24 protein-coding genes are annotated in these 26,972 nt (G+C 74.0%); 10 read left to right on the top strand and 14 right to left on the bottom strand.

The features are described from left to right. Positions 1–387: 387 nt before the first annotated feature. The 3 genes from ACFYL4_RS05130 to ACFYL4_RS05120 all read left to right on the top strand — a co-directional run bounded on the left by ACFYL4_RS05130 (position 388) and on the right by ACFYL4_RS05120 (position 4,057). A complete protein-coding gene (locus tag ACFYL4_RS05130; RefSeq protein WP_387516506.1) occupies positions 388–1,023 on the top strand; it encodes a TetR/AcrR family transcriptional regulator in 636 nt (211 codons plus the stop codon). Further along, a complete protein-coding gene (locus ACFYL4_RS05125) occupies positions 1,020–3,251 on the top strand; it encodes a glycoside hydrolase family 3 C-terminal domain-containing protein (protein ID WP_357760851.1) in 2,232 nt (743 codons plus the stop codon). The genes ACFYL4_RS05130 and ACFYL4_RS05125 overlap by 4 nt, the downstream gene beginning before the upstream one ends. A 179-nt stretch (positions 3,252–3,430) precedes the next feature. After that, positions 3,431–4,057 carry a hypothetical protein gene (locus ACFYL4_RS05120; RefSeq protein ID WP_387516504.1) on the top strand — a complete coding sequence of 209 codons (627 nt, stop codon included), beginning with the start codon at positions 3,431–3,433 and terminating at the stop codon, positions 4,055–4,057. 21 nt (positions 4,058–4,078) lie between these two features. On the opposite strand, the gene ACFYL4_RS05115 is transcribed toward ACFYL4_RS05120, so the two are convergent. Continuing rightward, positions 4,079–4,768 (bottom strand): response regulator, encoded by a 690-nt coding sequence (locus tag ACFYL4_RS05115; RefSeq protein WP_387516502.1) that lies wholly within the window; start codon positions 4,766–4,768, stop codon positions 4,079–4,081. Then, positions 4,761–6,065, bottom strand: coding sequence for a sensor histidine kinase (locus ACFYL4_RS05110; RefSeq protein WP_387516500.1), 1,305 nt, complete (start codon positions 6,063–6,065; stop codon positions 4,761–4,763). Before ACFYL4_RS05110 ends, ACFYL4_RS05115 begins: the two co-directional genes overlap by 8 nt. A gap of 168 nt (positions 6,066–6,233) precedes the next feature. On the opposite strand from ACFYL4_RS05110, the gene ACFYL4_RS05105 reads away from it, so the two are divergent. Together ACFYL4_RS05105 and ACFYL4_RS05100 are read left to right on the top strand one after the other, a co-directional pair. Further along, the gene (locus tag ACFYL4_RS05105) at positions 6,234–7,331 is read left to right on the top strand and encodes an ABC transporter permease (protein WP_387516498.1); all 1,098 of its coding nucleotides are present in this window, start codon (positions 6,234–6,236) and stop codon (positions 7,329–7,331) included. Then, positions 7,328–8,020 (top strand): ABC transporter ATP-binding protein, encoded by a 693-nt coding sequence (locus ACFYL4_RS05100; protein ID WP_357760836.1) that lies wholly within the window; start codon positions 7,328–7,330, stop codon positions 8,018–8,020. Before ACFYL4_RS05105 ends, ACFYL4_RS05100 begins: the two co-directional genes overlap by 4 nt. Positions 8,021–8,028: 8 nt before the next feature. On the opposite strand, the gene ACFYL4_RS05095 is transcribed toward ACFYL4_RS05100, so the two are convergent. From ACFYL4_RS05095 to ACFYL4_RS05075, 5 genes are all read right to left on the bottom strand, one after another. After that, positions 8,029–8,844, bottom strand: a complete 816-nt coding sequence (locus ACFYL4_RS05095; RefSeq protein WP_357760834.1) for a putative hydro-lyase — start codon at positions 8,842–8,844, stop codon at positions 8,029–8,031. A gap of 50 nt (positions 8,845–8,894) precedes the next feature. Then, on the bottom strand, positions 8,895–9,773 hold the full coding sequence (locus ACFYL4_RS05090; RefSeq protein ID WP_387516495.1) for a biotin-dependent carboxyltransferase family protein: 879 nt from the start codon (positions 9,771–9,773) through the stop codon (positions 8,895–8,897). Beyond that, the gene (locus tag ACFYL4_RS05085) at positions 9,770–10,381 is read right to left on the bottom strand and encodes an allophanate hydrolase subunit 1 (RefSeq protein ID WP_357760828.1); all 612 of its coding nucleotides are present in this window, start codon (positions 10,379–10,381) and stop codon (positions 9,770–9,772) included. Before ACFYL4_RS05085 ends, ACFYL4_RS05090 begins: the two co-directional genes overlap by 4 nt. Positions 10,382–10,409: 28 nt before the next feature. Next, positions 10,410–11,177 (bottom strand): LamB/YcsF family protein, encoded by a 768-nt coding sequence (locus ACFYL4_RS05080; protein WP_387516493.1) that lies wholly within the window; start codon positions 11,175–11,177, stop codon positions 10,410–10,412. A 73-nt stretch (positions 11,178–11,250) separates the two neighbouring features. Continuing rightward, complete coding sequence (locus tag ACFYL4_RS05075; protein ID WP_387516491.1) at positions 11,251–12,504, bottom strand: NRAMP family divalent metal transporter; 1,254 nt, start codon at positions 12,502–12,504, stop codon at positions 11,251–11,253. A gap of 182 nt (positions 12,505–12,686) precedes the next feature. Between ACFYL4_RS05075 and ACFYL4_RS05070 the strand changes: the two genes are divergently transcribed. Further along, positions 12,687–13,409 carry a GntR family transcriptional regulator gene (locus ACFYL4_RS05070; protein WP_387516489.1) on the top strand — a complete coding sequence of 241 codons (723 nt, stop codon included), beginning with the start codon at positions 12,687–12,689 and terminating at the stop codon, positions 13,407–13,409. Positions 13,410–13,470: 61 nt separating this feature from the next. After that, entirely contained in the window at positions 13,471–14,256 is a 786-nt protein-coding gene (locus ACFYL4_RS05065; RefSeq protein ID WP_387516487.1) for an aminotransferase class IV, read from the top strand. A 230-nt stretch (positions 14,257–14,486) separates the two neighbouring features. On the opposite strand, the gene ACFYL4_RS05060 is transcribed toward ACFYL4_RS05065, so the two are convergent. The 3 genes from ACFYL4_RS05060 to ACFYL4_RS05050 form a co-directional block, all read right to left on the bottom strand. Continuing rightward, positions 14,487–16,640, bottom strand: coding sequence for an MMPL family transporter (locus ACFYL4_RS05060; protein WP_387516485.1), 2,154 nt, complete (start codon positions 16,638–16,640; stop codon positions 14,487–14,489). A gap of 128 nt (positions 16,641–16,768) precedes the next feature. Then, on the bottom strand, positions 16,769–18,283 hold the full coding sequence (locus ACFYL4_RS05055; protein WP_387516483.1) for an SDR family oxidoreductase: 1,515 nt from the start codon (positions 18,281–18,283) through the stop codon (positions 16,769–16,771). Then, on the bottom strand, positions 18,280–18,861 hold the full coding sequence (locus ACFYL4_RS05050) for a DUF4383 domain-containing protein (protein ID WP_387516482.1): 582 nt from the start codon (positions 18,859–18,861) through the stop codon (positions 18,280–18,282). Before ACFYL4_RS05050 ends, ACFYL4_RS05055 begins: the two co-directional genes overlap by 4 nt. A 93-nt stretch (positions 18,862–18,954) precedes the next feature. Here ACFYL4_RS05050 and ACFYL4_RS05045 point away from each other — a divergent pair, with 93 nt between their 5' ends. Then, positions 18,955–19,884, top strand: a complete 930-nt coding sequence (locus tag ACFYL4_RS05045; RefSeq protein WP_387516480.1) for a MerR family transcriptional regulator — start codon at positions 18,955–18,957, stop codon at positions 19,882–19,884. On the opposite strand, the gene ACFYL4_RS05040 is transcribed toward ACFYL4_RS05045, so the two are convergent. Continuing rightward, positions 19,853–21,109 carry a lycopene cyclase family protein gene (locus ACFYL4_RS05040; protein WP_387516478.1) on the bottom strand — a complete coding sequence of 419 codons (1,257 nt, stop codon included), beginning with the start codon at positions 21,107–21,109 and terminating at the stop codon, positions 19,853–19,855. The two genes, ACFYL4_RS05045 and ACFYL4_RS05040, sit on opposite strands and share 32 nt — an antisense overlap. Positions 21,110–21,173: 64 nt before the next feature. On the opposite strand from ACFYL4_RS05040, the gene ACFYL4_RS05035 reads away from it, so the two are divergent. Next, a complete protein-coding gene (locus ACFYL4_RS05035) occupies positions 21,174–21,908 on the top strand; it encodes a class I SAM-dependent methyltransferase (RefSeq protein ID WP_387516476.1) in 735 nt (244 codons plus the stop codon). Positions 21,909–21,916: 8 nt separating this feature from the next. Then, a complete protein-coding gene (locus tag ACFYL4_RS05030) occupies positions 21,917–23,491 on the top strand; it encodes an FAD-dependent oxidoreductase (protein ID WP_387516474.1) in 1,575 nt (524 codons plus the stop codon). On the opposite strand, the gene ACFYL4_RS05025 is transcribed toward ACFYL4_RS05030, so the two are convergent. Genes ACFYL4_RS05025 through crtI form a run of 3 tightly spaced genes read right to left on the bottom strand, consistent with a single transcriptional unit; the run spans position 23,455 to position 26,930 of the window. Then, positions 23,455–24,462: a DUF5914 domain-containing protein gene (locus ACFYL4_RS05025; RefSeq protein ID WP_387516472.1), complete on the bottom strand. Its 1,008-nt coding sequence runs from the start codon at positions 24,460–24,462 to the stop codon at positions 23,455–23,457. The genes ACFYL4_RS05030 and ACFYL4_RS05025 overlap by 37 nt on opposite strands. A gap of 48 nt (positions 24,463–24,510) precedes the next feature. After that, positions 24,511–25,467, bottom strand: a complete 957-nt coding sequence (locus ACFYL4_RS05020) for a phytoene/squalene synthase family protein (RefSeq protein WP_387516470.1) — start codon at positions 25,465–25,467, stop codon at positions 24,511–24,513. After that, positions 25,464–26,930 (bottom strand): phytoene desaturase family protein, encoded by a 1,467-nt coding sequence (gene crtI / locus ACFYL4_RS05015; RefSeq protein WP_387516632.1) that lies wholly within the window; start codon positions 26,928–26,930, stop codon positions 25,464–25,466. Before crtI ends, ACFYL4_RS05020 begins: the two co-directional genes overlap by 4 nt. Positions 26,931–26,972: the final 42 nt, after the last annotated feature.

The following is a 26,972-nucleotide window of genomic DNA, read 5'->3' as shown; positions in this document are numbered from 1 at the left end:
GCCCGGTGCCCCAGCCGTGGCAGACGGCACCCCTGGGCGAGGCGTGCCGGCCGGCGCGGCCGGTCGGGCTCGTCGGGCGGGCCGGGCGGGTCGGGCTCGTCGGGCGGGCCGGGCTCGTGGGCTCGTCGGGCTCGTGGGCGGGTCAGGCTCGTGGGCGGGCCGAACTGATCGGGTTCGGGGAGTCACCGGTGTCGGTGTACCGACGAGAGGAGGTCGTCATGTGTCTTGTGCCACAAATTAACCAAGTGGTAAATTCTCTGCGTCCCCTGTACGACGCGGCCCCGCGTACCGGGGCGACGGCGGCACCCGACCGTAGTCTCGGAGCGAACCAGGACTTCGCCGCCCCGGTGGAATCCGTGGCGCGACCGACCGCGAGGAGACCGACCAGTGGCGGACGCACACCGCACCCGGCCGAGCAAGGGTGAGCGCACCCGGCAGCGCATCATCGACTCCGCCACCGAACTGTTCTCGCGGTCCGGCTACCGGGCGGTGTCCCTGCGCGACATCGCCGCCCACGCCGGGATCACCCACGCCGGGGCACTGCACCACTTCCCCAACAAGGAGGCCATGCTCCTGCACGTCCTGAGCAGGCGTGACGAGGCCGACGCGCCGCTGGTCCTCAGCCCCGACCTGAGCCACCGCGAACTCGTCGACAACATCGTGCGGATCGTGGAACGCAACACCGCGACCCCCGGGCTGGTCTCCCTCTACGTGAACCTGTCGGCCGAGGCCACCGACCCCGCCCACCCCGCCCACGCGTACTTCGTCCGCAGGTACCGCGTCCTGCGCGAGCACCTCACCACCGCGTTCGCCGGGCTTCTCGACGCACGTGCGCACCCCGCTCCGGAGGTCGCGGCCCGGCAGTTCGTCGCCCTCCAGGACGGACTCCAGGTGCAGTGGCTCCTCGACCCCGACTCCGTGGACATGCGGACCGTGGTCACCTCCTTCCTCCGGGGCCTCGGAATCACCGTCACGGCCCCCGACGACAGCAGCACCGACCCCTCGGAAGACAGGACCGTATGAGCACCGCACCACGACCCGACCTCGCCGCGAAGGCCTCGGCCACCTCCGGTTCCGACACCTGGCACAGCACCGGGGTGGAGGGCGTGCTGCGCCCCCTCCACCTGGCGGACGGCCCGCACGGGCTGCGGCACCAGCCCGAGGAGGGCGACCACCTGGGCATCGGCGGGAGCGTCCCGGCCACCTGCTTCCCGCCCGCGGTGGCCCTCGGCTCGACCTGGAACCCCGACCTCGTCCGCCGGGTCGGCGCGGCCCTGGGCGGCGAGGCCAGCGCCCAGGGCGTGGACGTGGTGCTGGGCCCGGGCATGAACATCAAGCGCTCACCGCTGTGCGGGCGCAACTTCGAGTACGTCTCCGAGGACCCGCACGTCACCGCGCGCATCGCCGCCGCCCTGGTGAGCGGCGTCCAGTCGCGGGGGGTGGGCGCCTGCGTGAAGCACTTCGCTGCCAACAACCAGGAGACCGACCGGCACCGGGTCAGCGCCGAGGTGGACGGGCGCGCCCTGCGCGAGATCTACCTGTCCGCCTTCGAGGAGGTCGTCCGTACGACGTCGCCCGCCATGGTGATGAGCTCCTACAACCGGCTCAACGGGGTGTACACGAGCCAGGACCCGTGGTTGCTGACCGAGCTCCTGCGCGACGAGTGGGGGTTCGAGGGCGTGGTGGTCTCCGACTGGGGCGCCGTGGTGGACCGGGTGGCCGCGGTACGCGCCGGACTCGACCTGGAGATGCCGCCGAGCGGTACCGACCGGCTCGTCGTGGAGGCGGTGGAGCGGGGCGACCTGGACGAGTCCGTACTGGACACCGTGGTGGACCGGCTGCGGCGCCTCCAGGAGCGGGTGTCCACCGACCCCACCCTCCCCCTGGAGCACGAGGCGCACGACGCGCTGGCCCGGGAGGCGGCCCGCGAGGCGCTGGTCCTGTTGAAGAACGAGGGGGGAGTCCTCCCGTTGGCCCCCACGCGTTCGGTCGCGGTGATCGGTGAGTTCGCCCGGAGCCCCCGTTACCAGGGCGGCGGCTCCTCCCGGGTGGTACCGACCCGGGTACACAGCGCGTGGGAGGCGTTCGAGAGCGCCCTGGCGGACGTGCGGTTCGCGCCCGGCTTCACCGTGGACGGGACGACCGACCCGTCCCTGGCCGAGGAGGCGGTGACGGCCGCCCGCGAGGCGGACACGGCGGTGCTGTTCCTGGGGCTTCCGGACGAGGCCGAGTCCGAGGGCTACGACCGGACCACCCTGGACCTGCCCCGGAACCAGCTGGAACTGCTGGCCCGGGTACGCGAGGTCAGCGAACGGGTGGTGGTCGTGCTCTCCAACGGCGGCGTGGTGTCCGTGGCGGGATGGCGGGGCCTGGCCGACGCCGTGGTGGAGGGCTGGCTCCTCGGCCAGGCGGGCGGGGCCGCCACGGTGGACGTCCTGACCGGGGCGGCCTCCCCCTCGGGCCGGCTCACCGAGACCGTCCCCCTCAGGTTGAGCGACCACGCCACCTACCTGAACTTCCCGGGTGAGAACGGCGTGGTCCGGCACGGGGAGGGGGTGTTCGTCGGCTACCGCCACTTCGACACCCTGGACGTGCCGGTCGCCTACCCCTTCGGGCACGGGCTGACCTACACGACCTTCGCGTACTCGGAACTGGAGGTCGCCCCGGCCGGGGACGGGGCGTGGACGGTGACGTTCACCGTGACCAACACCGGTGACCGATCCGGGCAGGAGGTGGCCCAGCTGTACACGGGGATCGAACAGGACTACCCGACCCGGCCCCGGCACGAACTGCGCGGGTTCGCGAAGGTGGACCTGGAACCGGGCGGCAGCACCCGGGTGGAACTGCCGCTGACCGGTCGCGACCTGTCGGTGTGGGACACCCGGGACCAGCGCTGGTCCCTGGCGGCGGGCACCTACACCGTCTCCGTCGGGGCCTCGTCCCGGGACCTGCGCCTGCGCGGGGAGATCACCACCGACGGAGACCGTTACGTGCGTCCGCTGACCAAGTACTGCACCGTGGGCGAATGGCGCTCGCACCCGATCGGCGGGCCGGTGATGGAGGAGGTCATCGCCGCGTTCCCGGGGATGGACGACCTCGCGCCCGAGATGCTGGAGATGGCGCGGTCGTTGCCGGTCGTCACGCTGCGCACCTTCGGGTTGGGCGTCACGGAGGAGATGGTGGACCTGTTGGTGGACGATGTGGAGACACGCAGAAGGGCGGCCGTGGCACGCGGCGAGTTCACCGGCTAGGCATCACGGGCGGTCCGGTTCCTCGCGCACCGGGTCCAGGGCCCCGGCCACCACCGGGGCGCGCCCCGGTGGTGGCCGGAGACGGGTGCGCGCGGGTGCGCCCGAGTGAAAACGGGTACGGGCAAGCGGGGCCCCGCGCCCCGCTCCCCTCCTTCCTCCTCACCCCCCAGGAGCCCCCCGTGAAGCTCTACGCCGACACTCCCGTGCGCGCCGTACTCCAACTCGTTTCCGACCTGTTCGCCCTGGTCTGGGTCTGCGCGTGGGTCTACGCGGCCCTCACCCTGCGCGAGGCCGTCCTGACCCTGAACCGCCCCGGCGAGCTGATGGCGAGCACCGGGGCGGGGTTCACGGAGCACATGGGGACGGCCGCGGAGAACGTCCGCCAGGTGCCCTTCGCCGGTGACGCCCTGGCCACGCCCTTCGACAACCTCAGTGACACCGGTGCCACGATGAGCCAGGCGGGCGAGTCCTTCCAGGAGACCGTGGGTACGCTCGCCGTCACCCTGCCGCTGCTCGTGGTGGCGATCCCGCTGTACCTGGTCGCGGCGACCTGGCTGCCCATGCGGGTGCGGTGGATTCGCCGGGCCACCGGAACGCGCCGCCTGGACCGGCTGGCCCCGGACGCCCGGGCCCGGCTCCTCGCGCTGCGGGCGCTGTCTTCGGCCTCCACCAGCCGGTTGCTGGAGGTGCACGCCGACCCCGCCGGAGCCTGGCGCGCCAACGACCCCGCCACGGTGGCGGGCCTCGCCGACCTGGAACTACGTCGCCTGGGCCTGCGTCCCCGGCCCGCCCGCTCCGCCACCTAGACGCACGGCCGGTCGGACGGCTCAGTCGACTCGGATGAGCCCGCGCCTGAGGGCCGTGGTGATGGCGGCGGTCCTGTTGTCGACGCCGAGCTTGTCGAACACGTGCACCAGATGGGTCTTGACGGTCGCCTCGCTGATGAACAGCTCGCGTGAGATGGCCCTGTTGGACAGCCCCCGGGCGAGCAGGCCGAGGATCTCCAGCTCACGACCGCTCAACACGGGGCTCGGCGACCGGAGCCGGTCCATCAGCCGGTTGGCGACACCGGGGGCGAGCGCGGTCTGACCGCGTGCCGCCGCGTGCACGGCCTCGCACAGCTGGTCCGGGGGCGCGTCCTTGAGCATGTACCCGGTGGCGCCCGCCTCGACGGCGGCGAGGATGTCGCCGTCGGTGTCGTAGGTGGTGAGCACGAGGACGGGCGGCGGTGGGTCGAGCTCGGTGACGCGCCGGATGGCGGCCACGCCGTCCATCCCGTCCCCCAGTCTCAGATCCATGAGCACGACGTCCACCCCCGCCGCTCCCCCGCGCCGGGTGAGGGCTTCGAGGGCGGCGCGGCCGTCCTCGGCCTCGGCCACCACCTCCAGGTCGGTGCGTTCGGCGAACATGGCCTTGAGCCCGTGCCGGACCACCGGGTGGTCGTCCACCAGGAGGATGCGCAAGGGGCGCTCCCCCGGCACCGGTCCTCGGGTCGGACGTCCGTCGCGGTCACCCATCGTCCTGTCCTCCACCGTGTGCTCGGGGTCCGTCATCGGTGTCGCCGGGTCGGCGGTCGGCGGCGCCGTTCGCCCGTTGTTCCCGTGCCAGGGGGAGGCGCACGGCCACGGCGGTGCCCTGCCCGGGCGCGGACTCGACCTCCAGGTGGCCGCCGAGGTCGGTGACACGTTCGCGGAGGGCGACGAGCCCGTAGCCGGTGCCGTCGTCCCTCGGACCGGTCCGCCCCGGGACGAACCCCCGCCCGTCGTCGTACACGTCCAGGGTGACCTCCCCCTCCAGGTAGCCGAGGGTGACGACGGCTCTGTCGGCCCGGGCGTGCGCGCCGACGTTGGCCAGACTGGACTGGGCCGCGCGCAGGAGCGCCACCTCGTAGCCGGAGGGGAGTTCCGTGGGGGCTCCGTCCGTGCGGAACCGGCAGTCGATCCCCTCCGTGCGGCCCACCCGTTCGCAGAGCCTCCCCAACGCCTCCGGCAGGTTGGCGCCGGTCAGTGAGGGCGGTGCGAGGTCGCGAACGAACCGGCGGGCCTCGGCGAGGTTGGCGGACGCGCTCTCCCGAGCCTCCGCCACCCGGGTGGCGGCCAGCTCAGGGTCCCCGGGCAGCGCGTTCTCCGCCGAGCGCAACAGCAGGATGACACTGGACAGACCCTGGGCGAGCGTGTCGTGGATCTCCCGGGACAGTCGCTCCCGCTCGTCGAGGACCCCGGTGCGGCGCTGGGAGGCGGCGAGCTCCCCTCGTGTGCGGGTCAGGGTGTCGATGAGCGCGCGGTGCCGCTCGCCCTCCCGTCGCAGGGCCGAGTAACCGACGGCGATCGCCACCGCGAAGACCGCCCCCAGGACGGGGCCGAGCACCATCCCGGCGGTCAGGTGCGCGGTGTGCAGCGCTTGGCCGAGGACCACGGCGGCGGTGATGACGACGACCGCCAGGACCGAGTGGAGCCCGCGCAGCAGGTGCAGGTGCAGGAAGTACAGGGGGAACGCGAGCCACACGAAGTCGGGCCCGGCCCAGGCGAGGGCTCCCCAGAGGCAGGTGACCGCCGCCAGCCACACGAGGGAGCGGGTCCGGTGGAGGTCGTGCCGGGCGGCCAGCGCCCCGGCGCAGTAGACGGCGCCGAGCAGCACGGCGCCGCAGAGCACCGTCCAGTACGCGCCGTGGGCTTGGCCGGTGTGGGTGAGCGCGTACCGGGCGGCGCCCACGGCGAGCAGGAACAGGAAGCAGGCGTGCAGGAGCAGGCGCAGCGTCCAGAGCACCCCGGTCACTCCGGGCGGTTCGTGTCCGCGCACCTCTGCGTTCCGCATCAGTGCAGCGTACGCGGCTGTCGGGGCTGACGGTATCCATCGTTCGACGGATGTCGGGGTCCGCCCTCCGTGCTCCGAACGGGCTCCGTTCACCCGATGTGCGCGGCGGCGCGGGGGCGCGAGTGTGGAGGCACACCACATCCGAGTCACCAGAGAGAGGGGGCCGCCGTGTTCGTCGCGCTTCGGGACATCCGATTCGCCCGGGGGCGGTTCGTGCTGATGGGTGCCGTCGTCGCCCTGATCACGCTGTTGATCGTCCTGTTGTCGGGGCTGACCGCCGGGTTGGCCGACCAGTCCACGTCGGCGGTCGCGCGTCTGCCCGCGGACCGCGTGGCCTTCGGGACCACCGGTGACGGCGTACCGGAGGAGTCCTTCGGAGACAGCGCCGTCACCCGCGACCAGGTGGACGCCTGGTCCCGCGCCGAGGGGGTCGAGTGGGCCGAGCCCCTGGGGGTCACGCAGACCCGGGCCGAGCTGGGCGGCGGTGACGGCGCGGCGGTCGCGCTGTTCGGCGCGGTCCCGGGCGGCGCATTGGCCCCCGACGGTCTGGAACCCGGCCCAGGGCTGGTCATGAGCCAGGACGTCGCCGGGGAGTTCGGGGTGGGCGTGGGGGACGAGGTGTCCGTCTCCGGTACCGGGTTGACGGTGACCGCCGTCGCGTCCACCGGCCACCACAGCCACCTGCCCGTGGTGTGGACCGACCTCGACGTCTGGGAGGGGATCGACCCCCGGGCGCGGCACGCGGAGGGGGACGACGCCCCGATCGCCACGGTGGTGGCGGCCCGGGGTGTGGACACGACCGCCGCCGTGCGGGCGGACGAGGAGGCCGCGACGGTGTCCACGACCCTGTCCGGCAGCCTTCGGGCGATCGGTTCCTTCTCTTCCGAGAACGGTTCCCTGGTCACCATGCAGGCGTTCCTGTACGTGATCTCCGCGCTGGTGGTCGGCGCGTTCCTCACGGTGTGGACCGTCCAACGCGGCGGTGACATCGCGATCCTGAAGGCGTTGGGGGGCTCCACCCGCTACCTGCTCAGGGACGCCCTCGCCCAGGCCCTCGTGGTGCTGCTCGCGGGGTCCGCCGTGGGCGGGGCGCTGGGGGTGGGTCTGGGCGCGCTGGCCGGCGCGGTGCTGCCGTTCTCGCTGACCGCCGCGACCACGCTCGGACCGGTGGCCGCCATGGTCGTGCTGGGAATGCTCGGCGCGGTCCTGGCCGTCCGCCGGATCACCTCCGTTGACCCTCTGACCGCCCTGGGAGGCGTGCGATGAGCCTGGAACTGCACGACGTGACGTTGACCCACCCCGACGGCGACGGGGTGGTGACCGCCCTGGACCGTGTGTCGGTCGAGGTGGCCGCCGGAACGATGACGGCGGTCGTGGGCCCCTCCGGTTCGGGCAAGTCGAGCCTGTTGGCCGTAGCCGCCACGCTGGTGGGTCCGGACTCGGGCCTGGTGACGGTGGGCGGGGTCCGTACACGGGGCCTGTCCCCGGGTGACCTGAGCCGGTTGAGGCTGGAGCGGGTCGGGATCGTCTTCCAGCAACCCAACCTGCTCGGTTCCCTCACCGCGGTGGAGCAGCTGATGGTGGCCGGGCACATGCGTTCGCGGCCGCCGCGCGAGACACGCGGGCCCTCGATGGAGACCCTGGCCGCGGTGGGGCTCACCGGCAAGGAGCACCGGCGTCCGCACCAGTTGTCGGGGGGCGAGCGCCAGCGCGTGAACATCGCCCGGGCGCTGGTGGGGCGACCGAGCGTCCTGTTGGTGGACGAGCCCACCGCGGCGCTCGACCACGAGCGCGGCGGCCGCGTCATGGATCTGTTGGCGGAGGCGACCGGAACCTTCGACGTGGCGACCCTGTTGGTCACGCACGACACCGAGTACCTGGGCACGGCCGACCGGGTGCTGGAGATGCGCGACGGACGTCTGGGCCCCTTCGCGGTCGGCCCGGGGGCGGGCTGATCCGGGGGTCAGGGCACCTGGTAGACGGTGTCGCGGACGTCGGTGACGGCCATGTGGCCGGGGGCGTGGCCGATCGCGAACTCCGGCGCGGACGCCGCCACCGCCGCCTGCGGGGTGACGCCGCAGGCCCAGAACACCGGTACCTCGCCGTCCCGCACCTCCACGGGGTCACCGTAGTCGGGCCGGTCCAGACGGGTGATCCCCAGGGCCGAGGGGTCTCCCACGTGGACGGGTGCCCCGTGCACGGCCGGGTAGCGGGAGGTGATCCGGACGGCGTCCGCGACCTGCCCGGCCGGGATCGGGCGCATGGACACCACGAGCGGCCCCGAGAGGCGTCCCGCCGGCCGGCACTCCCGGTTGGTGCGGTACATCGCGACGTTGCCGCCGGTCTCGATGTGGCGGACCGGCACCCCGGCCTCCAGCAGCGGGGTCTCGAAGGTGAAGCTGCATCCGATGAGGAAGGACACCAGGTCGTCGCGCCACAGGTCGGTGACGTCGGTGCGCTCCTCGGTGAACGCGCCGTCGCGGTACACGCGGTAGGCGGGCAGGTCGGTGCGCAGGTCCCCGTCGAAGATCGACGCGGACACCTCGCCCGGCTCGGTGACGTCGAGGACCGGGCACGCCTTGGGGTTGCGCTGGGCGAACAGCAGGAAGTCGAACGCGAGGTCGCGCGGGAGCGAGATCAGGTTGGCCTGGGCGTACCCGGAGCTGTAGCCCGAGGTGGGCACGCGCAGCCCCGCGCGGAACAGGGCGCGTGCCCGGGCCGGTGGGAGGTCGGCGGGGGACGCCTGCTCGGGGCGGGCCTGGTCGGTGTCGTCGGTCATCGGTTCGTTGCCTCTCTCTTCTCCGTACGGTCACTCTCGGGCGCGCGACCTCACGGGACGAATCGGACGCGGGTGCCGGGTCGTGCCTGGGCCGCTCGGGGCAGGTCGGTCGAGCGCACCACCGCGATGACGGGGTACCCGCCGGTGACGGGGTGGTCGGCGAGGAACAGAACGGGTTCGCCGCCGGGCGGTACCTGGAGTGATCCGGGGACCATGCCCTCGCTGGGGAGCTCGCCCTCGCGGGAGCGCTCCAGCACCGGCCCGGAGAGCCGGGCGCCGACCCGGTCGCTGCGGGAGGTCACCTCGTACTCCCCGGAGAACAGGGTCGTGAGGGCGTGTTCGGTGAACCAGTCGTCGCGCGGGCCGAGCACGACCCGCAGGTCGACCGTGTCACCGCCGACCGCCGCCACGGGGGCGTGGTCCACACGGGGCAGGGCCGCCGGGGCGGGTCCGACGGGCAGCAGGTCCCCGACGGCGGGGACGTCGGGCCCCAGGCCGGCGAGCACGTCGGTGCTGCGGGAGCCCAGGACCGGCGGCACCGCCACTCCCCCGCGCACGGCCAGGTAGGAACGCAGGCCCCGGGCGGGGACGCCGAGGGAGAGCTCGGCGCCGTCCGGGAGGTGGAGGACCTCGTTGAAGGCGGCACCGCGCCCGTTGACCCGGACCGGCGCCTCGGCCCCGGTCAGCGTCACCGTGACCGCGCCGCGTGCGCGGACCCGCAGTCCGCCGAAGGTGACCTCCAGCGCGGCGGCGCCCCCGGGGTTGGCGAGCAGCCGGTTGCCGAGGGCGTAGGAGTCGGCGTCGGCGGCGCCGGAGCGGCCCACGCCGAGGGAGGCGTGCCCGAAGCGCCCGGTGTCCTGGACGGTGGTCATCGGTCCGGTGGCCAGGACCTCCAGGGCTGCGGCGGAGCCGCCGGTCACCGCGCTCACGCGACCTCCTCGAAGCGCACGCGGACACCGGGGCGCAGGAGGCCCGGGGGGTCGCGGTCCAGGTCCCAGACCGCGGCGTCGGTGCGGCCGAGCAGCTGCCAGCCGCCGGGGGAGCTGCGCGGGTACACGCCGGTGAACTCCCCGGCCAGCGCCACCGATCCCTTGGGGACGCGGGTGCGGGCCTCCCCCCTGCGGGGCACGTTCAGGCGCGGGTCGTCGCCGACCATGTAGCCGAAACCGGGGGCGAACCCGCAGAACGCGACCGTCCAGGTGGCGGCGGTGTGGGCCCGCACCACCTCGAGCGGGCTGAGGCCGGTGAGGGCGGCGATGTCGTCGAGGTCCTCCCCGTCGTAGTGCACGGGGACGGTGACGGTCTCCCCCGTGCCCAGGTCGGCGGCGGCGCCGAGCCGCAGACCGGTGACGGCCTCGGCCACCCGGGCCGGGTCGGCCCCGGGCTCCAGCCGCAGCAGGACGGTGCGGGCGGCGGGGACGACGTCGGCGACGCCGGGTAGCGGCTCCGCCTCCAGGGCGGCACCCAGGGCGATCACCTGGGAGAGGTCGGCGACCTCCACCAGCACCCCGGTGTCGGCGCAGTTCAGGACGCGCACGGACGGCTCCAAGTCGGGACGGGCTCGGTCAGGCGGACGGGGCGGTGAAGGGGGCGATGGTCACGCCCTCGGCGCGCAGCAGTTCGGCGACCGCGCGGGCGATGTCCACCGCGCCGGGGCTGTCGCCGTGCACGCACAGGGAGTCGGCCCGGACCAGGATCTCGGTGCCGTCCACGGCCTCGATGGGCTCGCCTCGGGCGATGCGCAGACAGCGGGCGGCGATGGCCTCGGGGTCGTGCAGGACGGCTCCGGGTTCGCGGCGCGAGACGAGCGTGCCGTGCGGTGTGTAGGCGCGGTCGGCGAAGGCCTCGCGGTAGGTGCGCAGACCCGCGCCCTCTGCCTGTTCGAGGAAGCTCGACCCGGGCAGGCCGAGGACGGGCAGGTCGGGGTCGAAGGCGCGGACGGCCTCGACGACCGCCGCCGCCTGCTCCTCGTGGTGGACGATGGCGTTGTACAGGGCGCCGTGCGGCTTGACGTAGCGGATGCGGTCGCCGGTCAGCGCGGTGAAGGCGGACAGCGCGCCGAGCTGGTAGAGCACCTCGTCGGTGAGTTCGGAGGGCGGGACGTCCACGAAGCGGCGGCCGAACCCGGCCAGGTCGCGGTAGGCGACGTGTCCGCCGACGGCGACGCCGCGCGCGGCGGCCTCGGCGGTGGTGCGCCGCAGGACCGAGGGGTCACCGGCGTGGAATCCGCAGGCGACGTTGGCGCTGGTGACGAGGGACAGCAGTGCCCGGTCGTCGCCGAGCTCCCAGCGGCCGAAGCTCTCGCCGAGGTCGGAGTTGAGGTCGATGCGCACGTGTTTCCTCCAGTTTCTCGTACCCGCGGGTGGTACCGCCGCTGCCGTGCGGCGGCACCACCCGGTGTCCTGTCTACTGCCAGAGCGAGGCGATGCCGCTGAGGGACCTGCCCGCCATGTAGATGGTGAGGCCCCAGGCGGCGACACCGACGACCAGCAGCCAGCGCGGGTAGCGGTAGCCGTTGAGCAGGGTCTTCGAGTGGCGCGCGGCCACCCACAGCAGGAGGCCCAGGCCGACCGGGAGGATGACGCCGTTGAGGGCGCCCGCCATGACCAGCAGGGTGCCCGGGGCCTGTCCGGAGACCAGGTAGATGGCCAGGGAGATGCCGATGAAGCCGGTGACCAGCTTGCCCTTGTGCCGTTCCAGCCACGGGGAGAACGTGGTGACGAAGGAGATGGAGGTGTACGAGGCGCCGATCACGGAGCTGACCGCCGCCGCCCACATGATCATCCCGAACAGGCGCATGCCGACCTCGCCCGCGGCCTGGTAGAAGGCCTCGGCGGGCGGGTTGGGGGCGTCCATGATGGCGACGCCGCCCGCGACCACGCCGAGGATGGCGAGGAAGAGCAGGACCCGCATGATGCCGGTGACGATGATGCCGGTGACGGAGGTCTGGGTGATGGCGGCGACGTTCTCGCGCCCGCCCATGCCGTTCTCGATGAGCCGGTGCGCGCCCGCGTAGGTGATGTAGCCGCCGACCGTGCCGCCGATGATGGTGATGGTGGCGAGGAAGAGGTCGTTGGTGGCCGCCTCGGGCAGCACGGACTGGCGCAGGGCCTCGCCCACGGGCGGGCTGGACACGAAGGCGACGTAGGCCGTGAGGGCGATCATGATGACGCCGAGGAACACGAGGATGCGGTCCAGGGCCACGCCAAGTCTCTTGACGGCCAGGATGACGATGGCGACGAGCGCGGAGAGCACCGCGCCGATGCGCGGGTCGAGGCCGATCATGGCGTCGAGGCCCAGGCCGGTGCCGGCGATGTTGCCGACGTTGAAGATCAGGCCGCCGAAGACGATGAGGACGGCGAGCAGGTAGCCCGCTCCTGGGAGGACCTTGTTGGCCAGGTCCTGGGCGCGCATGTTGGCGACGCCGATGACCCGCCAGATGTTCAGCTGCACGGCGATGTCGACCAGGATCGACACGAGGATCGCGAAGGCGAACGCGGCACCGAGCTGCGCGGTGAAGGTCGTGGTCTGGGTGATGAAACCGGGGCCGATGGCGCTGGTGGCCATCAGGAACATGGCTCCGAGGAGGCCACTGCTCAGCGTGATCCGACCGAGCCTCGGACGCACCTTCTGCTCCGGTGCGGGGGGCGCTTCGCCCATGGCTGACTCTCCAGGTGTCCGGGAGGGGTGTGACGCCAACCTCATTGTTGGATTGTTGAACAATACTTCAATCTTGAGCCGCAGGTAAGGCACGGATCAGTAAAATCCCGACCCCCCGGTACGTAACATTGGTGGGACCACCCCGTCTCCGGAGTGGCCCACGAGACGGGTGGAGGACTCACGTGACGGCGACCGAGGACCACATCGACCGACTGCCCGAGCCCGCGCTGTCCCGCCCGACCAGCCAGGCCGAACGCGTCGCCGACCTCCTGCGCACCTTCGTCATCGACGGAGAGCTGGCCCCCGGCGTGCGCCTGTCCGAGGAGAAGCTCAGCCGCAAGTACGAGGTCTCCCGCAACACCCTGCGCGAGGCGTTCCGGCTGCTGGGTCACGAGCGCCTGCTGGTGCACCACATGCACCGAGGCGTGTTCGTCAACCGCCCCACCAGCGAGGACGTCCGCGACCTGTTCAATGCGCGGCGCTCTCTGGAACTTCCCGCCGTGCGCGGCGCGGCCACCTCGCCCGCCGACCGGGTCCGCGCCGTGGGCAGCGCCGTCGACGAGGGCGAACGGGCCCGGGCCGAGCGGGACTGGTGGCGCATGGGCAGCGCGAACATGCGCTTCCACGAGGCGCTCGCGGCCCTGGCGGGCAGCACCCGGGTCAACGAGTTCATGCGCCAGATCCTGGCCGAGACACGGCTGGTCTTCCACGTGATGGACGCGCCCCGCGAGTTCCACGACCCCTACCTCAAGTGGAACCGGCGCATCCACCTCGCGCTGGCCGAGGGCGACGCCGAGACGGCCGCCGCGGAGCTCACCGCCTACCTGGACACCTCCGAGCGCCAGCTGGTGACCGCTTTCGTCGCCATGGAGGAGGGCTCCAGGAGCGCGCGGCCCCCGATCTGACGGGGGCGGGCCTCGCGAACTCCCCCTGCCACAGGTCCCGAAGTGCCAGAATGAGCCCGTCATGGAACTGAACGGACGCCCCGTCAGCGCGGGAGAACTCTCAGGCCTGGCCCTGTACGGTTACGGGCACTTCACGACCATGCTCGTCACCGACCTGCGCGTGCGCGGACTCGGCCTGCACACGGAACGGCTCACCCGCGACTGCGCGGAACTCTTCGACGCCGAACTCGACGTCTCGCGCGTGCGCGAGCTGGTGCGCCGTGCCGCCCGCTCCCACACCTCGCCGTGCGTGGTCCGGGTGACCGTGTACGACCCGGCACTGGACCTCGGCCGCCCCGGGGCGCGGTCCCTGCCGCAGATCCTGGTCACCACGCGACCGGCACCGACCGCAGCCCCTCCACCGGTCCGCCTCGGCACGCGTGAGTTCACCCGGGACGCCCCGGGGGTCAAGGGCACCGGCCTGTTCGGGGCGGTACGACAGCGACGCGCCGCCCAGCGGGACGGCTACGACGACGCGCTCTTCATGGGAGTGGACGGGCGCGTGTCCGAGGGCCCCACCTGGAACATCGGGTTCCTTGACGGCGAGGAGCTGGTCTGGCCGCAGGCGCCCGCCCTGGAGGGGGTGACCTCCCGGCTGGTCGGCGGTGCCGCCCGGGCGCTCGGGGTCCCGGTCTCCACCCGTCCCCTCGCGGCGGTCGCCGCCACCCGTATGCGGGGCGCCTTCCTCACCAACGCCGTGAGCGGGGTGCGCCCGGTGGCCTCGATCGACGGGGTCGACCTGCCCGCGCCCGAGCTGGTGCCGAGGATCGCCGAGGCCTACCGGGAGCTCCCGGGCGACCCGCTCTAGGGTGTGTTTTGTGGATGCTTTCGCCTACTGGCGGCGGAGCCGCCAGCACCGCGAGCGGCCGCCAGGCCATCTCTCGCAAGACGATGAGCGACGGTCAGCCCGGGTTTGGCTGTCCGAGCTCCATCGGCGCAGCGAGAGGCAGCCTGGCACCGTGAGAACACCGCGCCGCCAGGCGTCCCTTGAGGGTGGTGGAGGGCGACGGGCGGGCGGAATGATCCACAAAACACGCCCTAGCGGCTCCGGGCCGCGCGTCCGGGCCACCACAGGCGCGGCCCCGCGTCCAACGACAGGGCGGGGACGAGCAGCGTCCGCACCAGCAGGGCGTCGACCAGCACGCCGAAGGCGACGAGGAACGCCAGCTGCAACAGGAACAGCAGCGGGATCACGGCCAGCGCAGCGAAGGTGGCCGCCAGCACCACGCCGGCCGAGGTGATCACCCCTCCCGTCACCGTGAGCGCCCGCAGGATTCCCTCACGCTGCCCGTGCGCGAGGGTCTCCTCACGGGCACGGGACATCAGGAAGATGCTGTAGTCGATCCCCAGTGCCACCAGGAAGACGAAGGCGAAGAGCGGCACCACCGGATCGGCGCCGGGCAGGCCGAGGACGTGGTCGAACACGAGGGTTCCCACCCCCAGGGCCGCGGCGAACGAGAGCACGTTGGCGGTCATCAGGAGCAACGGGGCCACCAGTGACCTCAGCAGCGGGATCAGCACCAGGAACACCACCAGCGTCACCAGCGGAACGACCACCACGAAGTCCCGCTGCGCGGTGTCCAGGGTGTCGAGGTTCGTGGCGCTCACCCCGCCCACCAGCGCGTCGGCCCCCTCGACCGCGCCCAGCTCGGCGCGCAGGTCGCGGACGGCCTCCACCGCCTCGGGGGACTCCGGGTCGGCGGCCAGCACGACCTCCACCAGGACTCGACCGTCCTCCACCAGCGGCGGGGCCTGCGCGCCGGGCGGGCCGGGTTCGGTCACCGGGGCGGCGCCCTCCACCCGGGGAACCCGTTCGGCCGCCGCCACGACCTCGTCCAGGTGGCTCTCCGCGGTGACCACGAGGGCGGGCGCCGCGCTGGAGTCGGCGCCGAACCCCCGGGTCAGCGTCTCCTGCCCCTCGACGGCCTCGACCTCGGTGCGGAAGACCTCCGCCTGCCCGGTTCCCTGCGCGCTGAACTGGGGCGCGAAGACGGCAGCGGCCAGCAGGAGCGCGGCCGTGCCGAGCCAGAGGGCGCGGGGTCGGCGGGCCACCGCGGCGGCGATCCGCCCCCAGAAGGGGTGCTGGCGCAGGACCTCGTCGGTGGTGTTCCCGGCGGCCTCACGGGCGCGGTGCGGGGCGGTGGGCCAGAAGGCGGCGCGGCCGCACAGCGCGAGGGCGGCGGGCAGGAAGGTCATGGCGGCGAGCATCGCGGCGACCACCCCGATGGCGACCACCGGGCCGAGGCTGCGGGTGGAGGCGAGGTCGGCGGCGAGCAGGCACAACACGCCGAGGATGACGGTTCCACCCGAGGCCAGGACCGGGCCGGTGACCCCGCGCACCGCCGCGAGCACGGCCTCGGGCGCCGTCTCCCGGGCGGCCAGCTCCTCCCGGTACCGGGCGACCAGGAGCAGCGCGTAGTCCGTGCAGGCGCCCACCACCAGGATGAACAGGATGCCCTGGCTCTGGCCGTTGAGGCTGACCAGCCCGGCGTCGGCGGCGGCGTAGACCAACGCGCCGGAGAGACCGAGCGCGAGCAGCGAGGCGACGATCACCAGGACCGGGAGCAGGGGCGACCGGTAGACGGCGACGAGGATGACCAGGACCGCGACGACCGCCACGAGGAGCAGGGTGGAGTCGATGCCACCGAAGGCCGCGACCAGGTCGGCGGCGTATCCGGCGGGCCCGGTGACCTGCGCCTGGAGCCCGGGAACCGGGTGGTCGGCGAGCAGTTCACGGAGCTCGGCGACCGAGTCGCCGGTGTCGTGACCACTCCCGATCGGGACGATGAGCTGGGCCACCGAGGGGTCCTCGCTCCCCGGGATGGGGCCGATCACCGGCCCGATGACCCATTCCCGCTCCCCGATCCGTTCCGCGAGAGCGCCCACCTCGGCGCGTTCGTCCCCGGTGAGCTCCTGATCGCCGGACAGGACGACGATCGCCGGGACGGTGTCGCCCCGGTCGAACCGCTCGGCCAGCGCTCCGGCCTCGGTGGACTCGGCGCCGACCGGAAGGAAGGCGGAGGGGTCGTTGGTCTGTACCTCGCCGAGACGGCCGAGGAAGGCGCCGAGGGGTCCCGCGCCGAGCAGCCACACGAGGCTGACCAGCAGCGCGGCACCGATCCACAGGCGTGGGCGCCGGGTCCGGGGGGCGCGTGGTTCGTCAGGTCGGCGGGGGACGGATGGTGTCGGCACCGTGGGAAGCCCTTTCGAGACCGCGGCCGGGACGGCGCGGCTCCTTTGACTCGGAATCCGAGTCTCTTGGATTTCTAGCTACTTCTCCGCACACGTTATCGCGGTCCGGCACCCGCCCTCCACCGGGGTCAGGTACCGCCCGTCACCCCGTCGTCCGGCCGCTGCGCGTCCCGCTCGTCCGCCTCCGCGCGGCCAGCGATGTTGTCGGCCATCGAACCGAACACGACCCCGTGGAAGGGCGTGACCGCCTTCCAGTACAGGTGCCCTGCCAGTCCCCTCGGGTGGAACAGCGCCCGCTGGCAGTAGACCGTGCGCCCGTCCGCTCGGCCCACCCGCAGTTCGAGCCAGGCCGGACCCGGCAGGCGCATCTCCGCGCGCAACCGGAGCAGCTCACCCGGGACGATCTCCTCCACCCGCCAGAAGTCCAGGGAGTCCCCCACCCGCAGGCGTTCCGGGTCGCGGCGCCCCCGCCGGGGCCCCACCCCGCCCACGGCGAGGTCGATCCACCCGCGGGCCGCCCACGCCAACGGCCACGAGTACCAGCCGCGCTGACCCCCGATCCCCTCGATCACGCGCCACAGGCTCTCCGGGGACGCGTCCGTGTACCGGGCCCGCCGGTCCGTGTACAGGCTCCCGCCCGCCCAGTCGGGGTCGGTGGGCAGCGGGTCCGAGGGGGCGCTCGGCCAGGCCGCCGAGGACCAGCGCGTGTCCACCCGGTCCTCGTCGATTCGCCGCAGGGCCAACCGCACCGCCTTGTCGAACGGTATTCGGCCGTGGTCCGGGAGCGTCCGCGCCAGGTCGTCCTCACCCGCCACCGCGTCGTGCCGCAACGACTCCACCAGCGGCCGCGCCACCGAGGGCGGCACCGGCGTGATGAGACCCACCCACAGACTGGACAGGCCCGGCGACAGCACCGGGACGGGGACGATCAGCCTCCGGGCCAGCCCCGCCACGGAGGCGAAGCGCTGGATCATCTCGGCGTAGCTGAGCACCTCGGGGCCACCGATGTCGAAGGTGCGGTCCGTCCCCTCGGGCAGCTCGTCCGCGCGCACCAGCAGCCGGAGCACGTCCCGCACGGCGATCGGCTGCACCCGGCTGCGCACCCAGCGGGGCGTGGTCATCGCCGGAAGCCGCTCCGTCAGGTGGCGGAGCATCTCGAAGGAGGCCGACCCCGAACCGATGATCACGGCGGCCCGCAGCACCACGGCCGGGACCGGCGCCTCCACCAGGATGCGCCCGACCTCTTCCCGGGAGGCCATGTGGGCGGACAGCTCGACGTGCTCGGGGGCCAGGCCGCCGAGGTAGACGATCCGGCCCGTACCCGACCGCGCCGCCGCCCCGGCGAAGGTGCGGGCCCCCTGCGCGTCGGTGCTCGCGAAGTCGCGGCCACCGCTCATCGAGTGCACGAGGTAGTACGCCACGTCGACGTCGGCCAGCGCCTCCGCCAGCCCCTCCCCGGAGACCACGTCACCGCGGACCACCTCCACGCGCTCGCGCCAGGGGTGGTCCCGCAGCTTCTCCGGGCTGCGGGCCAGGCAGCGCACCCGGTACCCGGACGCGAGCAGTTCGGGGACGAGCCGTCCGCCGATGTAGCCGCTGGCCCCGGTCACCAGGGCCAGCCGTCCCGAAGGCGCGGTGCTCATCCCCGGCTCTCCTCACTGGTGTCCTCGCGTTCGCGCGCCGACCGCGGGCCCGGTACCGCGTTCCCGCCCGGAGCCCCGGCGGCGTGCGCCCCCGTGTCGGTCCCGGCGTCGGTGCCCTCCTCGGGGTGCCGGTACCGGCGGAACGGGTTGTCGCTGGGGAGGTTACCGGTGAACCGGCCGTACATCCCGATGGTGAGCAGGACCAGGCCCACCACGTAGCTGAAGATCACGTTGGGCACGCTGAAGGCCAGGACGTTGAAGTCGGTGCTCATCAGGATCAGGTTCACCAGGCCGCTGACCAGGAAGGCCCCGCCGACCGTCACGCACACCGTCGACGCGAACTTGCCGCCCAGGATCGCCGCACCCAACAGCAGCGAGCCGATCGCGATGGACAGGAAGCTCAGCGCGCCGTTCGTGGACAGCCCGGCGACCACCTCGCCCCGCGTGTCGAACAAAGGAAGCCGGATCATCATGCCGGCGCTGCCGAAACCCACCAGGACCAGACCGGTGAACCCGGCCCCGATCCGGTAGACGCGGTCCAACCGCCGGTCGGCCCGGCGTGTGGTGTCCAGATCCATGTCGTCGCCCCTTTCGGTGCTCTCACGCTCTAGAGTCGGAGGTCAGCGGCCCGCGTCACAAGTCGCACCGCTTTCGCAACGTGTTGGGGTGCCATGACCGACGCACTCGGCCCGGGGGCCGTGGCCCGACTCCTCGGTGTCGCGCCGACCACCCTGCGCAGCTGGGACCGGCGTTACGGCGTCGGCCCGCGCGAGCGCAGCCCCGGCGGGCACCGGCGCTACTCCCCTACGGACGTCGCACGGCTGCGCACCCTGTGCCACCTCGTCGGCGAGGGCGTGCCCCCGGCCGAGGCGGCGCGGCGCGTCCTGTCGTCGGCCGACCGCTCCGTTCCGGGGCCGCGGGCACCCGCCGCATCGGCCGCTCCCCGCTCCTCCCCCGCCCTACCCGTACACGGAAGCGGGCACACTCCGACCCTCCGGGGCGTGGCCAGGGCCGCCATGCGCATGGACTCCGACCTCGTGGAGCGCCTGCTCCAGACCGCCGTGGAGCGGCACGGGACCGTCGCCGCCTGGGAAAACCTCGCGAAACCCCTGCTGTACGGGATGGGCCGACGGTGGGAGGACACCCGGCGGCACGTGGAGGTGGAGCACCTGCTCTCCTGGAGCGTGTCGACGGTGCTGCGCCGCGTCCCCGCGCCGCTCGCGGCTCCCGGGCCCCGTCAGCGCCCGGTTGTCCTGGCCTGCCTGCCGCACGAGATGCACAGCCTCCCGGTGGAGGCCCTGGCCGCCTCCCTGCGCGAGGCCGGGCTGACCCACCGGGTGCTGGGCCCCTGCACCCCCACCGAGGCCACCGTCCGCGCCATCGCCCGTGTCGGCCCGCGCGCCGTGGTGCTGTGGTGCCACGCCAGCGGGGACCGCGACGCGGAGACCCTGCGCGCCGTGGCCCGCACCGCCGCCTCGGCGCCTCAGCGCACCGCCGTGTACACCGCCGGGCCGGGCTGGCGGGGGGTCGGGGACACGCTGCGGGTCGCCGACGGGCACCTGGACTCCCTCACCGAGGGCGTGCGGGTCCTCGGCGGCTGACCACCGGAGGCCGCCGCCGGGAGGCGCCGCCCGGGAGGGCCCCGGCGAGGGACGAGCGCAGCGTGTACCAGAGGTGGTCGGCGCTGGTCAGCGACATCGCCGCGACCGGGGTGGTCAGGCCCATGGCGAACTCGCGGACCGGCCCCGTGTCGCCGTCCAGGAAGGCCAGGACGTCACCCAGGCGGTTGGCCGCGAAGAGCCGCGCGAAGAAGTCCGCGCCCGACACCCGTCCGCTGTCCAGGGCCCGCAGCAGGACCGCGTCCATCGCCAGGTGCCGCGCGCGGTGCGGAACCGGCGGCACCGGGACCCGGCCCCGCTCCAGCGCCCACGCGACGGCGGCGGCCTGCCGCGACGCGCCGCTGAAGGTGTACCCCGTGGAGGGCCGGGTGGCGCCCCCCGCGGCGCCGATCCGGAACAGCCGCCGTCCGGCCCGGGTGGGCAGGGACTCGTCGGTCATCGGGATGGCGCCCTGCTCGGACGCGGTGACCTCGGCCCCGTGGAGCCCGCAGCGCTCGCAGTAGTCGGCCAGCGCCCGCTCGTACTCGGCGGTGGTGAGCGCGGTCCGGCCGAACTCGGTGTACTCGACCAACGCCTCGCGTCGGGACAGCGGCAGCACGTATCCGAAGGCCACACCGCCGGGGGGCTGGGGCGGACGCAGGTCCATGAGCACCGCGGAGCCCGGGTCGAGGGCGTCCTCGGGCAGGCGCACGAACCACCCCCGGAAGTGTTGGAGGAGGCGCGTACGCCCTCCGTGCGGGGGCCGGGGCGGGCGGGTGTCGAACACCCACCGGGCGGTGAGCTCCGACCGTTCGCCGTCGGGCCCCACGGCCTGGACGGTGGCGTGTTCGGGGCCGTCCCGTGTCGTCCGCGCGTACAGCGGGCGGAACTCCACCCCCGGGCCCGCCGAGGCCCGCACGTGCGCGTCCACGTCGGTCGAGCGCAGCATCTTGTAGACGTAGGGGCGGGCCGGGGAGCGGTGCCGGGCCCCGTCCGGACCGACGACCGACAGGTCCCGCCACGAGGCCGTGAGCAGCGGGTCCCACGGCCCCGGCCCGGCCTCCCAGAAGCACCAGGTCCTCGGCGGCGGGGTCCACGGGCCCGGAGGAGGCTCCAGGACCGCCGTTCTCAGCGCTGCGCCGCGCCGATCGTTGCTTTGCCCGATGCGATGGGCCAGGGTGAGCCCAGCGGCCCCCGCTCCGATGATCACCACGTCGTAGTCGGCCATCACCCCAGCATGGCCCCTGCGGCGGTCGAAGTCCCCCGTCCACCCCGAACCGCCCGGAGGACCGATGACCACAGCGACCGAACGAATGAAGGCCGCCGAGGTGACCGAGGAGTTCGACCTCGCGGCGCCCGCCTACGACCGGCTGGTCTCCCGCAGCCCCGGCTACCACCGGGACCTGCGTGCGTCGGCGATCCGCCTGCGCCTCCCGGATCGCGGCGCGGGGCGCCTCCTGCTCGACCTGGGGTGCGGCACGGGGGCCTCCACCGCCGCCCTGGCCCGCGAGTACCCGCTGGCCCGGATCGTCGGGGTGGACTCCTCCGAGGGCATGTTGCGCGAGGCCCGCGCCAAACGGTGGTCGGACCGCGTCACCTTCCGCCAGGCCCGCGCCCAGGACCTCACCCCGGAGTGGGCCGGGGAGACGCTCGGCGGCCCGGCCGACGCGGTGTTCGCCGCCTACCTGGTACGCAACGTGCCCGATCCGGACGCCTTCCTGGCCGGGGCGCTGGCCCTACTGCGCCCGGGTGGGCGGATGGCGCTGCACGAGTACTCCGTGGCGGACTCCGCCGCCGCCCGAGCGGTGTGGACCGCCGTGTGCTGGGGCGTGGTCGTGCCGTCCGGACGAGTGCTCGTCGGCCGCGACGACCTGTTCCGGTACCTGTGGCGCAGCGTCCTCGACTTCGACGGCCGCGAGGCCCTGCTGGAGCGCATGCGCGCCGCGGGACTGGTGTCCGTGGCCAGCGCGCCGATGCCGGGCTGGCGCTACGGGATCACCCACACCTTCGTCGGCGCCCGCCCGTGAACCCGGACGTGAACCCCGACGTGAACGACCCCCGCGCCGAACGGATCGACCCGCCCGCGCCGGACGGGTCCCGACCGGGCCGCGTTCCCCGTGTGGCGGTGGTGGGCGGAGGCATCGCCGGTCTGGCCGCCGCCTGCGGGCTGGCCGAGCGCGGCGTGGGCGTGGTGGTGTTCGAACGCGAGGACGGGCTGGGCGGGCGCCTGCGGGGGTGGGACACCACCCTCGCCGACGGCAGCGCGGCCACCATGAGCCGGGGGTTCCACGCCTTCTTCCGGCAGTACTACAACCTGCGGGGACTGCTCCGACGGTCCGACCCGGGCCTGGAGGCGCTCGTGCCGCTGGCCGACTACCCGCTGGTGCACAGTTCCGGGGCCCGGGACCGCTTCTCCGGCCTGCCCGCCACGCCGCCGTGGAACGCCTTCGCGCTGGCCGCCGTGAGCCGCAGCTTCCCGGCGTCGGAGCTGGCCGGGGTGAACGTCCCGGCGGTGCTCCAGCTGCTGGACGCCGACGTGCCGGGCGTGCACGAGCGCCTCGGCCACCGCAGCGCCCGGGAGCTGCTGGAGGTGACCCGGTTCCCGCGCACCGCGCGCCACCTGGCCTTCGAGGTGTTCAGCCGCAGCTTCTTCGCGGCGCCCGAGCGCCTCTCCGCCGCCGAGATGGCGGTCATGTTCCACGTCTACTTCCTGGGGTCGTCGGAGGGGCTCGTGTTCGACGTGCCGCGCTCGCCGTTTCCCCAGGCGCTCTGGAATCCGTTGGAGGCGTACCTGCGCGGGCGGGGGGTCGAGTTCCGCACCGGGGCGTCGATCGACCGGATCGCGCCGGGTGAGCGTCCGGGCCACGCGGTGTTCTGGAGGGGCTCCGAAGGGGTGCGGTGCGAGGAGTTCGACGCGGCGGTACTGGCGGCGGACCCGCCGGGGCTGCGCTCACTCGTCGCGGCCTCGCCCGAGCTCGGCACGGCGGAGTGGCGGGCGCGGGTCGCGGGCGTCGCCTCGGCGCCCCCGTTCCTGGTCTCCCGCTACTGGCTGGACCGCCCCGTCCGGCCGCACCGGCAGGCCTTCCTCGGCACCGCCGGATACCCGACGCTCGACAACGTGAGCGTCCTGGACCGCTACGAGGACCAGGCCCGGGAGTGGGCGGCGCGCACCGGGGGCTCGGTGGTGGAGCTGCACGCCTACGCCCTGCCCGAGGAACACGACCCCTCGGTGGAGCGGGCGTCCCTGTGGAAGCAGGCCGTGGCGGTCTACCCGGAACTGGCCGGGGCACGCGCGGTGGACGCGCGACACGAGCTCCATGCCGACTGCGCGCTGTTCCCTCCCGGTGGCTACCGGGACCGCTGCACGGTGACCACCCCCGACCCCACCCTGGTGGTGGCGGGCGACCACGTACGCGTCGACCTGCCGGTCGCCCTCATGGAGGGGGCCGCCACCACCGGGCTGAGCGCCGCCAACGCGCTGTTGTCGCGGTGGGGGCTGCCGGGACACGCCCTGTGGACGGTGCCCCGGCGGGGGCGCGGCGCGTTCCTGCGCGCACTGGCCCGCGGCGCCCGTCAGCCCGGCCAGCGACCGGTGGTCCGCAGCAGGTAGCGGCGTTCCGCGTAGGCGAGGTCGTCCCGCCACAGACGGCGCGCCACCGTCCGCACGGCGGGGCGTACGGCCGCCGCCACCCTGCGGGCCAGGGCGAAGCCGGTGCGGTCGGACACCGCGACCGTCGCCTCGATGACGGCGGTGCGGGGAACACCGTCGCGATCGGTACCGAGCGGGGTCGCGTGGGTCTCCACCACGCTGCCCACGCCCTCCCCCTCGATGATGCGCATGACCACGGTGCGGGGTTCCGGGCAGGTGAACTCGGCCCGGACCGGGACCCCCCACCGCCCCGCCACCCGGAAACCGAGGTCGGCGACCAGCCGGTCCGGGTCGGGGTCCGGCCCCTGCGGCACCTCGGTCACCCGCAGCCCGACGAAGGAGTAGGGGTGGAACCAGGCTCCGTGCCAGGGGTCGAGACGGTTGGCGACCACGTCCTCGGGTTCGCACCGCCCCGCCAGGCTCTCCACCGCGGCGATGCTCCGCTCCGGGCGCGGGCGCTCCGGGACGACCGGGGCGCCGGTCGGCGGCTCACCGCCGATCGCGTCCAACCGGACCCACACGAGCACGCCGTCGTCGTGCACCGGCAGGGGGCTCCAACCGGGCATCCCCTCTGAGCCGAGCGAGAGACCGTGCCACCGGCACACCAGGCGCCCCTCGGACACCGCGCCCCGGCACAGGGGCGCCCCGAGGTGGGGGCAGGCTCCCGGTCCGGCGTGCGCGCTCCCATCCGGGGTACGCCAGGCGACGAGTTCCGTGCCGCCGACCACCCGGCCGAAGGGGCGGTCGGCGCGCACCTCGGTACTGGCGGCCAGCACGAACCAGTTCCCGGAGGGGCGGGCCAGGGCCCGCTTGAGCGCACCGCCGATGACGGCGGGCGAGGCCTCTCGCCAGGTCGGCTCCTGCCGGGCCCAGGTGCTCCTGGGCATCCGCCGCAGCGGAAGCCGCCGTGGCTCGGGGGCGGGCATCGTCATGGGGCCTCCTCAACTGCGGTGTGCGCCCGGTCGCCGCGCGACCGGGGGTCAGTCGCCGGCCCTCGGGCCGGGCACGGTCCGCGCCCAGAGCGCGCGGGCCAGGGCGGGTGCGGCGACCGCGAGCTTGCGGGCGTCGGAGACGCGGTGGCGGACCCGCCACACGTCGAAGTCGGCGTCGGCGATCTCGTCGAGGATCTCCCGGTACAGGCGCAGGGCCGTCGCCACGCACGGGCGGGCGACCGGGGAGAGCATCGCGACACCCGGTTCGGCCTCCCGGTAGAACCCCTGGTTGACCTCCACGAGCGCCGCGAGGGCGTCGCGCACGCGCCGGTCGGACCGCCGGGTGCTGGCGCAGTGCTCCAGGAGCGGGCGGTCCACGCCGTGTGCGTCCAGGACGTCGGCGGGCAGGTAGACCCGCCCCCTGCGCAGGTCCTCGGCGACGTCGCGCAGGAAGTTGGTGAGTTGGAAGGCCTCCCCCAGCGCGGCGGCGTGCGGCGCCGCCTCCTCCCTCGGAACGCGGGTCCCCAGGACCGGCAGGACCTGGAGCCCGATCACGGCGGCCGACCCGTACATGTACGCGCGCAGGTGGGCCAGGTCGCGGTAGGCCGTGGTGTCCAGGTCCATGCGCATCGAGTCCATGAACGCGGTGAAGTAGTCGGCCGGCAGCCCGTACCGCCGCACGGTGTGCGCGAGGGCCCGCAGAAGGGGTTCGTCCGGCCGCCCGCCCGAGAGCGCGGTGTCCAGATCGGCACCGATCGCGTCCAGCCGGGCGCGCTGGTCGGCGGTCGTGGTGCCCGGCGCGGGCTCGTCGACGATGTCGTCCACCCAGCGCGCGAACCCGTAGAGGGCGTGGACGCCGGGGCGGCGCCCGGGCGGGAGCACCCGTGTGGCCGTGTAGTAGGTACGGCCGTGGCGCGCGTGCAGCGCGCGGCAGCGGAGGTAGGCGGAGCGCAGCGGCTGTTCCGCGATCCCGGCCGCGTCCAGCTCTCCCGTGGCGGAGGTCATCGTCGCGCACCCGTCCTCGTCGCGGCCACGACCCGCGCGGCCGCGATCTTCCCCGAGATCAGGACCGTGGGCAGCCCCACCCCGGGTGAGGTCCCGCATCCCGCCAGGAAGGCGTTGTCGACGCCCGGTACGGTGCCGCGGGGCCGGAAGGGTCCGGTCTGCGCGAACGTGTGGGCCAGGGAGAAGGGTGTGCCGCGCGCCAGGCCCTGACGCGCCCAGTCGGCGGGCGTCACCAGGCGTTCGGCGCGGACCGAGGCGTCCAGTCCGGTGAGGCCGCGCGCTTCGAGCACGGACACCAGGTGGTCGCGGTAGCGGGGGCCCGCGCGGTCCCAGTCGATGTCGGCGCAGGCCAGGTTGGGCGCGGGTGCCAGGACGTACAGGAGGTGGTGGCCGTCGGGCGCCAGGGAGGGGTCGGTGACGGTGGGTTGTGTGACCAGCAGCGAGGGGTCGCTCATGGTCCTGCCTCCGTCGGTGATCTCGGCGAAGGTGCGCCGCCAGGCCGCGCCGAAGGAGATCGTGTGGTGGGACAGCCGCTCCCAGGTGCGGTCGGTGCCCAGGTGGAGGACCACGGCGGAGGGCGAGTAGCGGTGCGGCACCGGCCGCCGGGAGCGGTGGTCGAGCAGCCGGTGGGCGGCGGGCAGGTCGGCGGTGACCACCACGTGGTCGCAGGGCAGGCGCTCCCCGTCCTCGGTGATGACGGCGGTGACCCGGTTCCCCCGGCGTTCCACGCGGCGCGCGGACTCCCCGAAGCGCAGGACCGCCCCGGCCTTGGCCGCCGCCCCCGCCATGGCCTCGGCCACGGCGCGCATCCCGCCCTGGGGGAAGTGGACTCCGGCGACGGTGTCCATGTAGGCGATGACACCGTAGGCGGCCAGGGCCCGGTCGGGCGCGACCCCGGCGTAGAGCGCCTGGAAGGAGAAGACCCGGCGCAGGCGCTCGTCCTTCAGGTGGCGGCCCACCGCCCGGGACCACCGGCCGAACCCGCCCATCGCCGCGAGACGCACGAGGTCGGGGCCGAGGAGGTCGAGCGGGGAGTCGAGCCGCGCGTCGATGAACGAGCGCATCTCCACCTCGTACAGGCGGGTGAGCCATTCCCGGAGCCGCAGGTAACCGCGGGCCTCCCGGGGTCCGGCGACCCTGGCCACCTCGGCGGCCATCCGCTCGCGTTCGGTGTGGACGTCGACGGTGGAGCCGTCAGCGAAGGACGCCCGGTAGGCGGGTGTCAGCGGCCGCAGCTCCAGCCGGTCGCGGACGGACTCCCCCACCGCCGCGAAGGCCTCGTCGAGGAGGTCGGGCATGGTGAGCACGGTCGGTCCGGTGTCGACGCGGAAGCCGTCCATGTCCAGGCGCCCGGCGCGCCCCCCGGGGTGGTCCTCGCGTTCGACGACCACCACCTCGCGTCCGGCTCCGAGCAGGTGGAGGGCGCAGGAGAGGCCGGACAGTCCGGCCCCCACCACGACCACGGGGTGCCTTCCCTTCCTCGCGGTCACGTTCTCGGGTCCCTT

Source organism: Nocardiopsis sp. NPDC006938, from assembly GCF_042869555.1.
Classification (GTDB): Bacteria; Actinomycetota; Actinomycetes; order Streptosporangiales; family Streptosporangiaceae; genus Nocardiopsis.
This window is presented reverse-complemented; position numbering and strand designations above follow the sequence as displayed.

What these genes read in the sequence shown, in the direction of transcription:
- ACFYL4_RS05025 (WP_387516472.1), bottom strand. Translation starts at nt 24,462, where the DNA reads ATGACGATGCCCGCCCCCGAGCCACGGCGGCTTCCGCTGCGGCGGATG.
- ACFYL4_RS05040 (WP_387516478.1), bottom strand. Translation starts at nt 21,109, where the DNA reads ATGGCCGACTACGACGTGGTGATCATCGGAGCGGGGGCCGCTGGGCTC.
- ACFYL4_RS05035 (WP_387516476.1), top strand. Translation starts at nt 21,174, where the DNA reads ATGACCACAGCGACCGAACGAATGAAGGCCGCCGAGGTGACCGAGGAG.
- ACFYL4_RS05100 (WP_357760836.1), top strand. Translation starts at nt 7,328, where the DNA reads ATGAGCCTGGAACTGCACGACGTGACGTTGACCCACCCCGACGGCGAC.
- ACFYL4_RS05020 (WP_387516470.1), bottom strand. Translation starts at nt 25,467, where the DNA reads ATGACCTCCGCCACGGGAGAGCTGGACGCGGCCGGGATCGCGGAACAG.
- ACFYL4_RS05110 (WP_387516500.1), bottom strand. Translation starts at nt 6,065, where the DNA reads ATGCGGAACGCAGAGGTGCGCGGACACGAACCGCCCGGAGTGACCGGG.
- ACFYL4_RS05050 (WP_387516482.1), bottom strand. Translation starts at nt 18,861, where the DNA reads ATGGATCTGGACACCACACGCCGGGCCGACCGGCGGTTGGACCGCGTC.
- ACFYL4_RS05125 (WP_357760851.1), top strand. Translation starts at nt 1,020, where the DNA reads ATGAGCACCGCACCACGACCCGACCTCGCCGCGAAGGCCTCGGCCACC.
- ACFYL4_RS05115 (WP_387516502.1), bottom strand. Translation starts at nt 4,768, where the DNA reads ATGGGTGACCGCGACGGACGTCCGACCCGAGGACCGGTGCCGGGGGAG.
- ACFYL4_RS05095 (WP_357760834.1), bottom strand. Translation starts at nt 8,844, where the DNA reads ATGACCGACGACACCGACCAGGCCCGCCCCGAGCAGGCGTCCCCCGCC.
- ACFYL4_RS05075 (WP_387516491.1), bottom strand. Translation starts at nt 12,504, where the DNA reads ATGGGCGAAGCGCCCCCCGCACCGGAGCAGAAGGTGCGTCCGAGGCTC.
- ACFYL4_RS05045 (WP_387516480.1), top strand. Translation starts at nt 18,955, where the DNA reads ATGACCGACGCACTCGGCCCGGGGGCCGTGGCCCGACTCCTCGGTGTC.
- ACFYL4_RS05065 (WP_387516487.1), top strand. Translation starts at nt 13,471, where the DNA reads ATGGAACTGAACGGACGCCCCGTCAGCGCGGGAGAACTCTCAGGCCTG.
- ACFYL4_RS05055 (WP_387516483.1), bottom strand. Translation starts at nt 18,283, where the DNA reads ATGAGCACCGCGCCTTCGGGACGGCTGGCCCTGGTGACCGGGGCCAGC.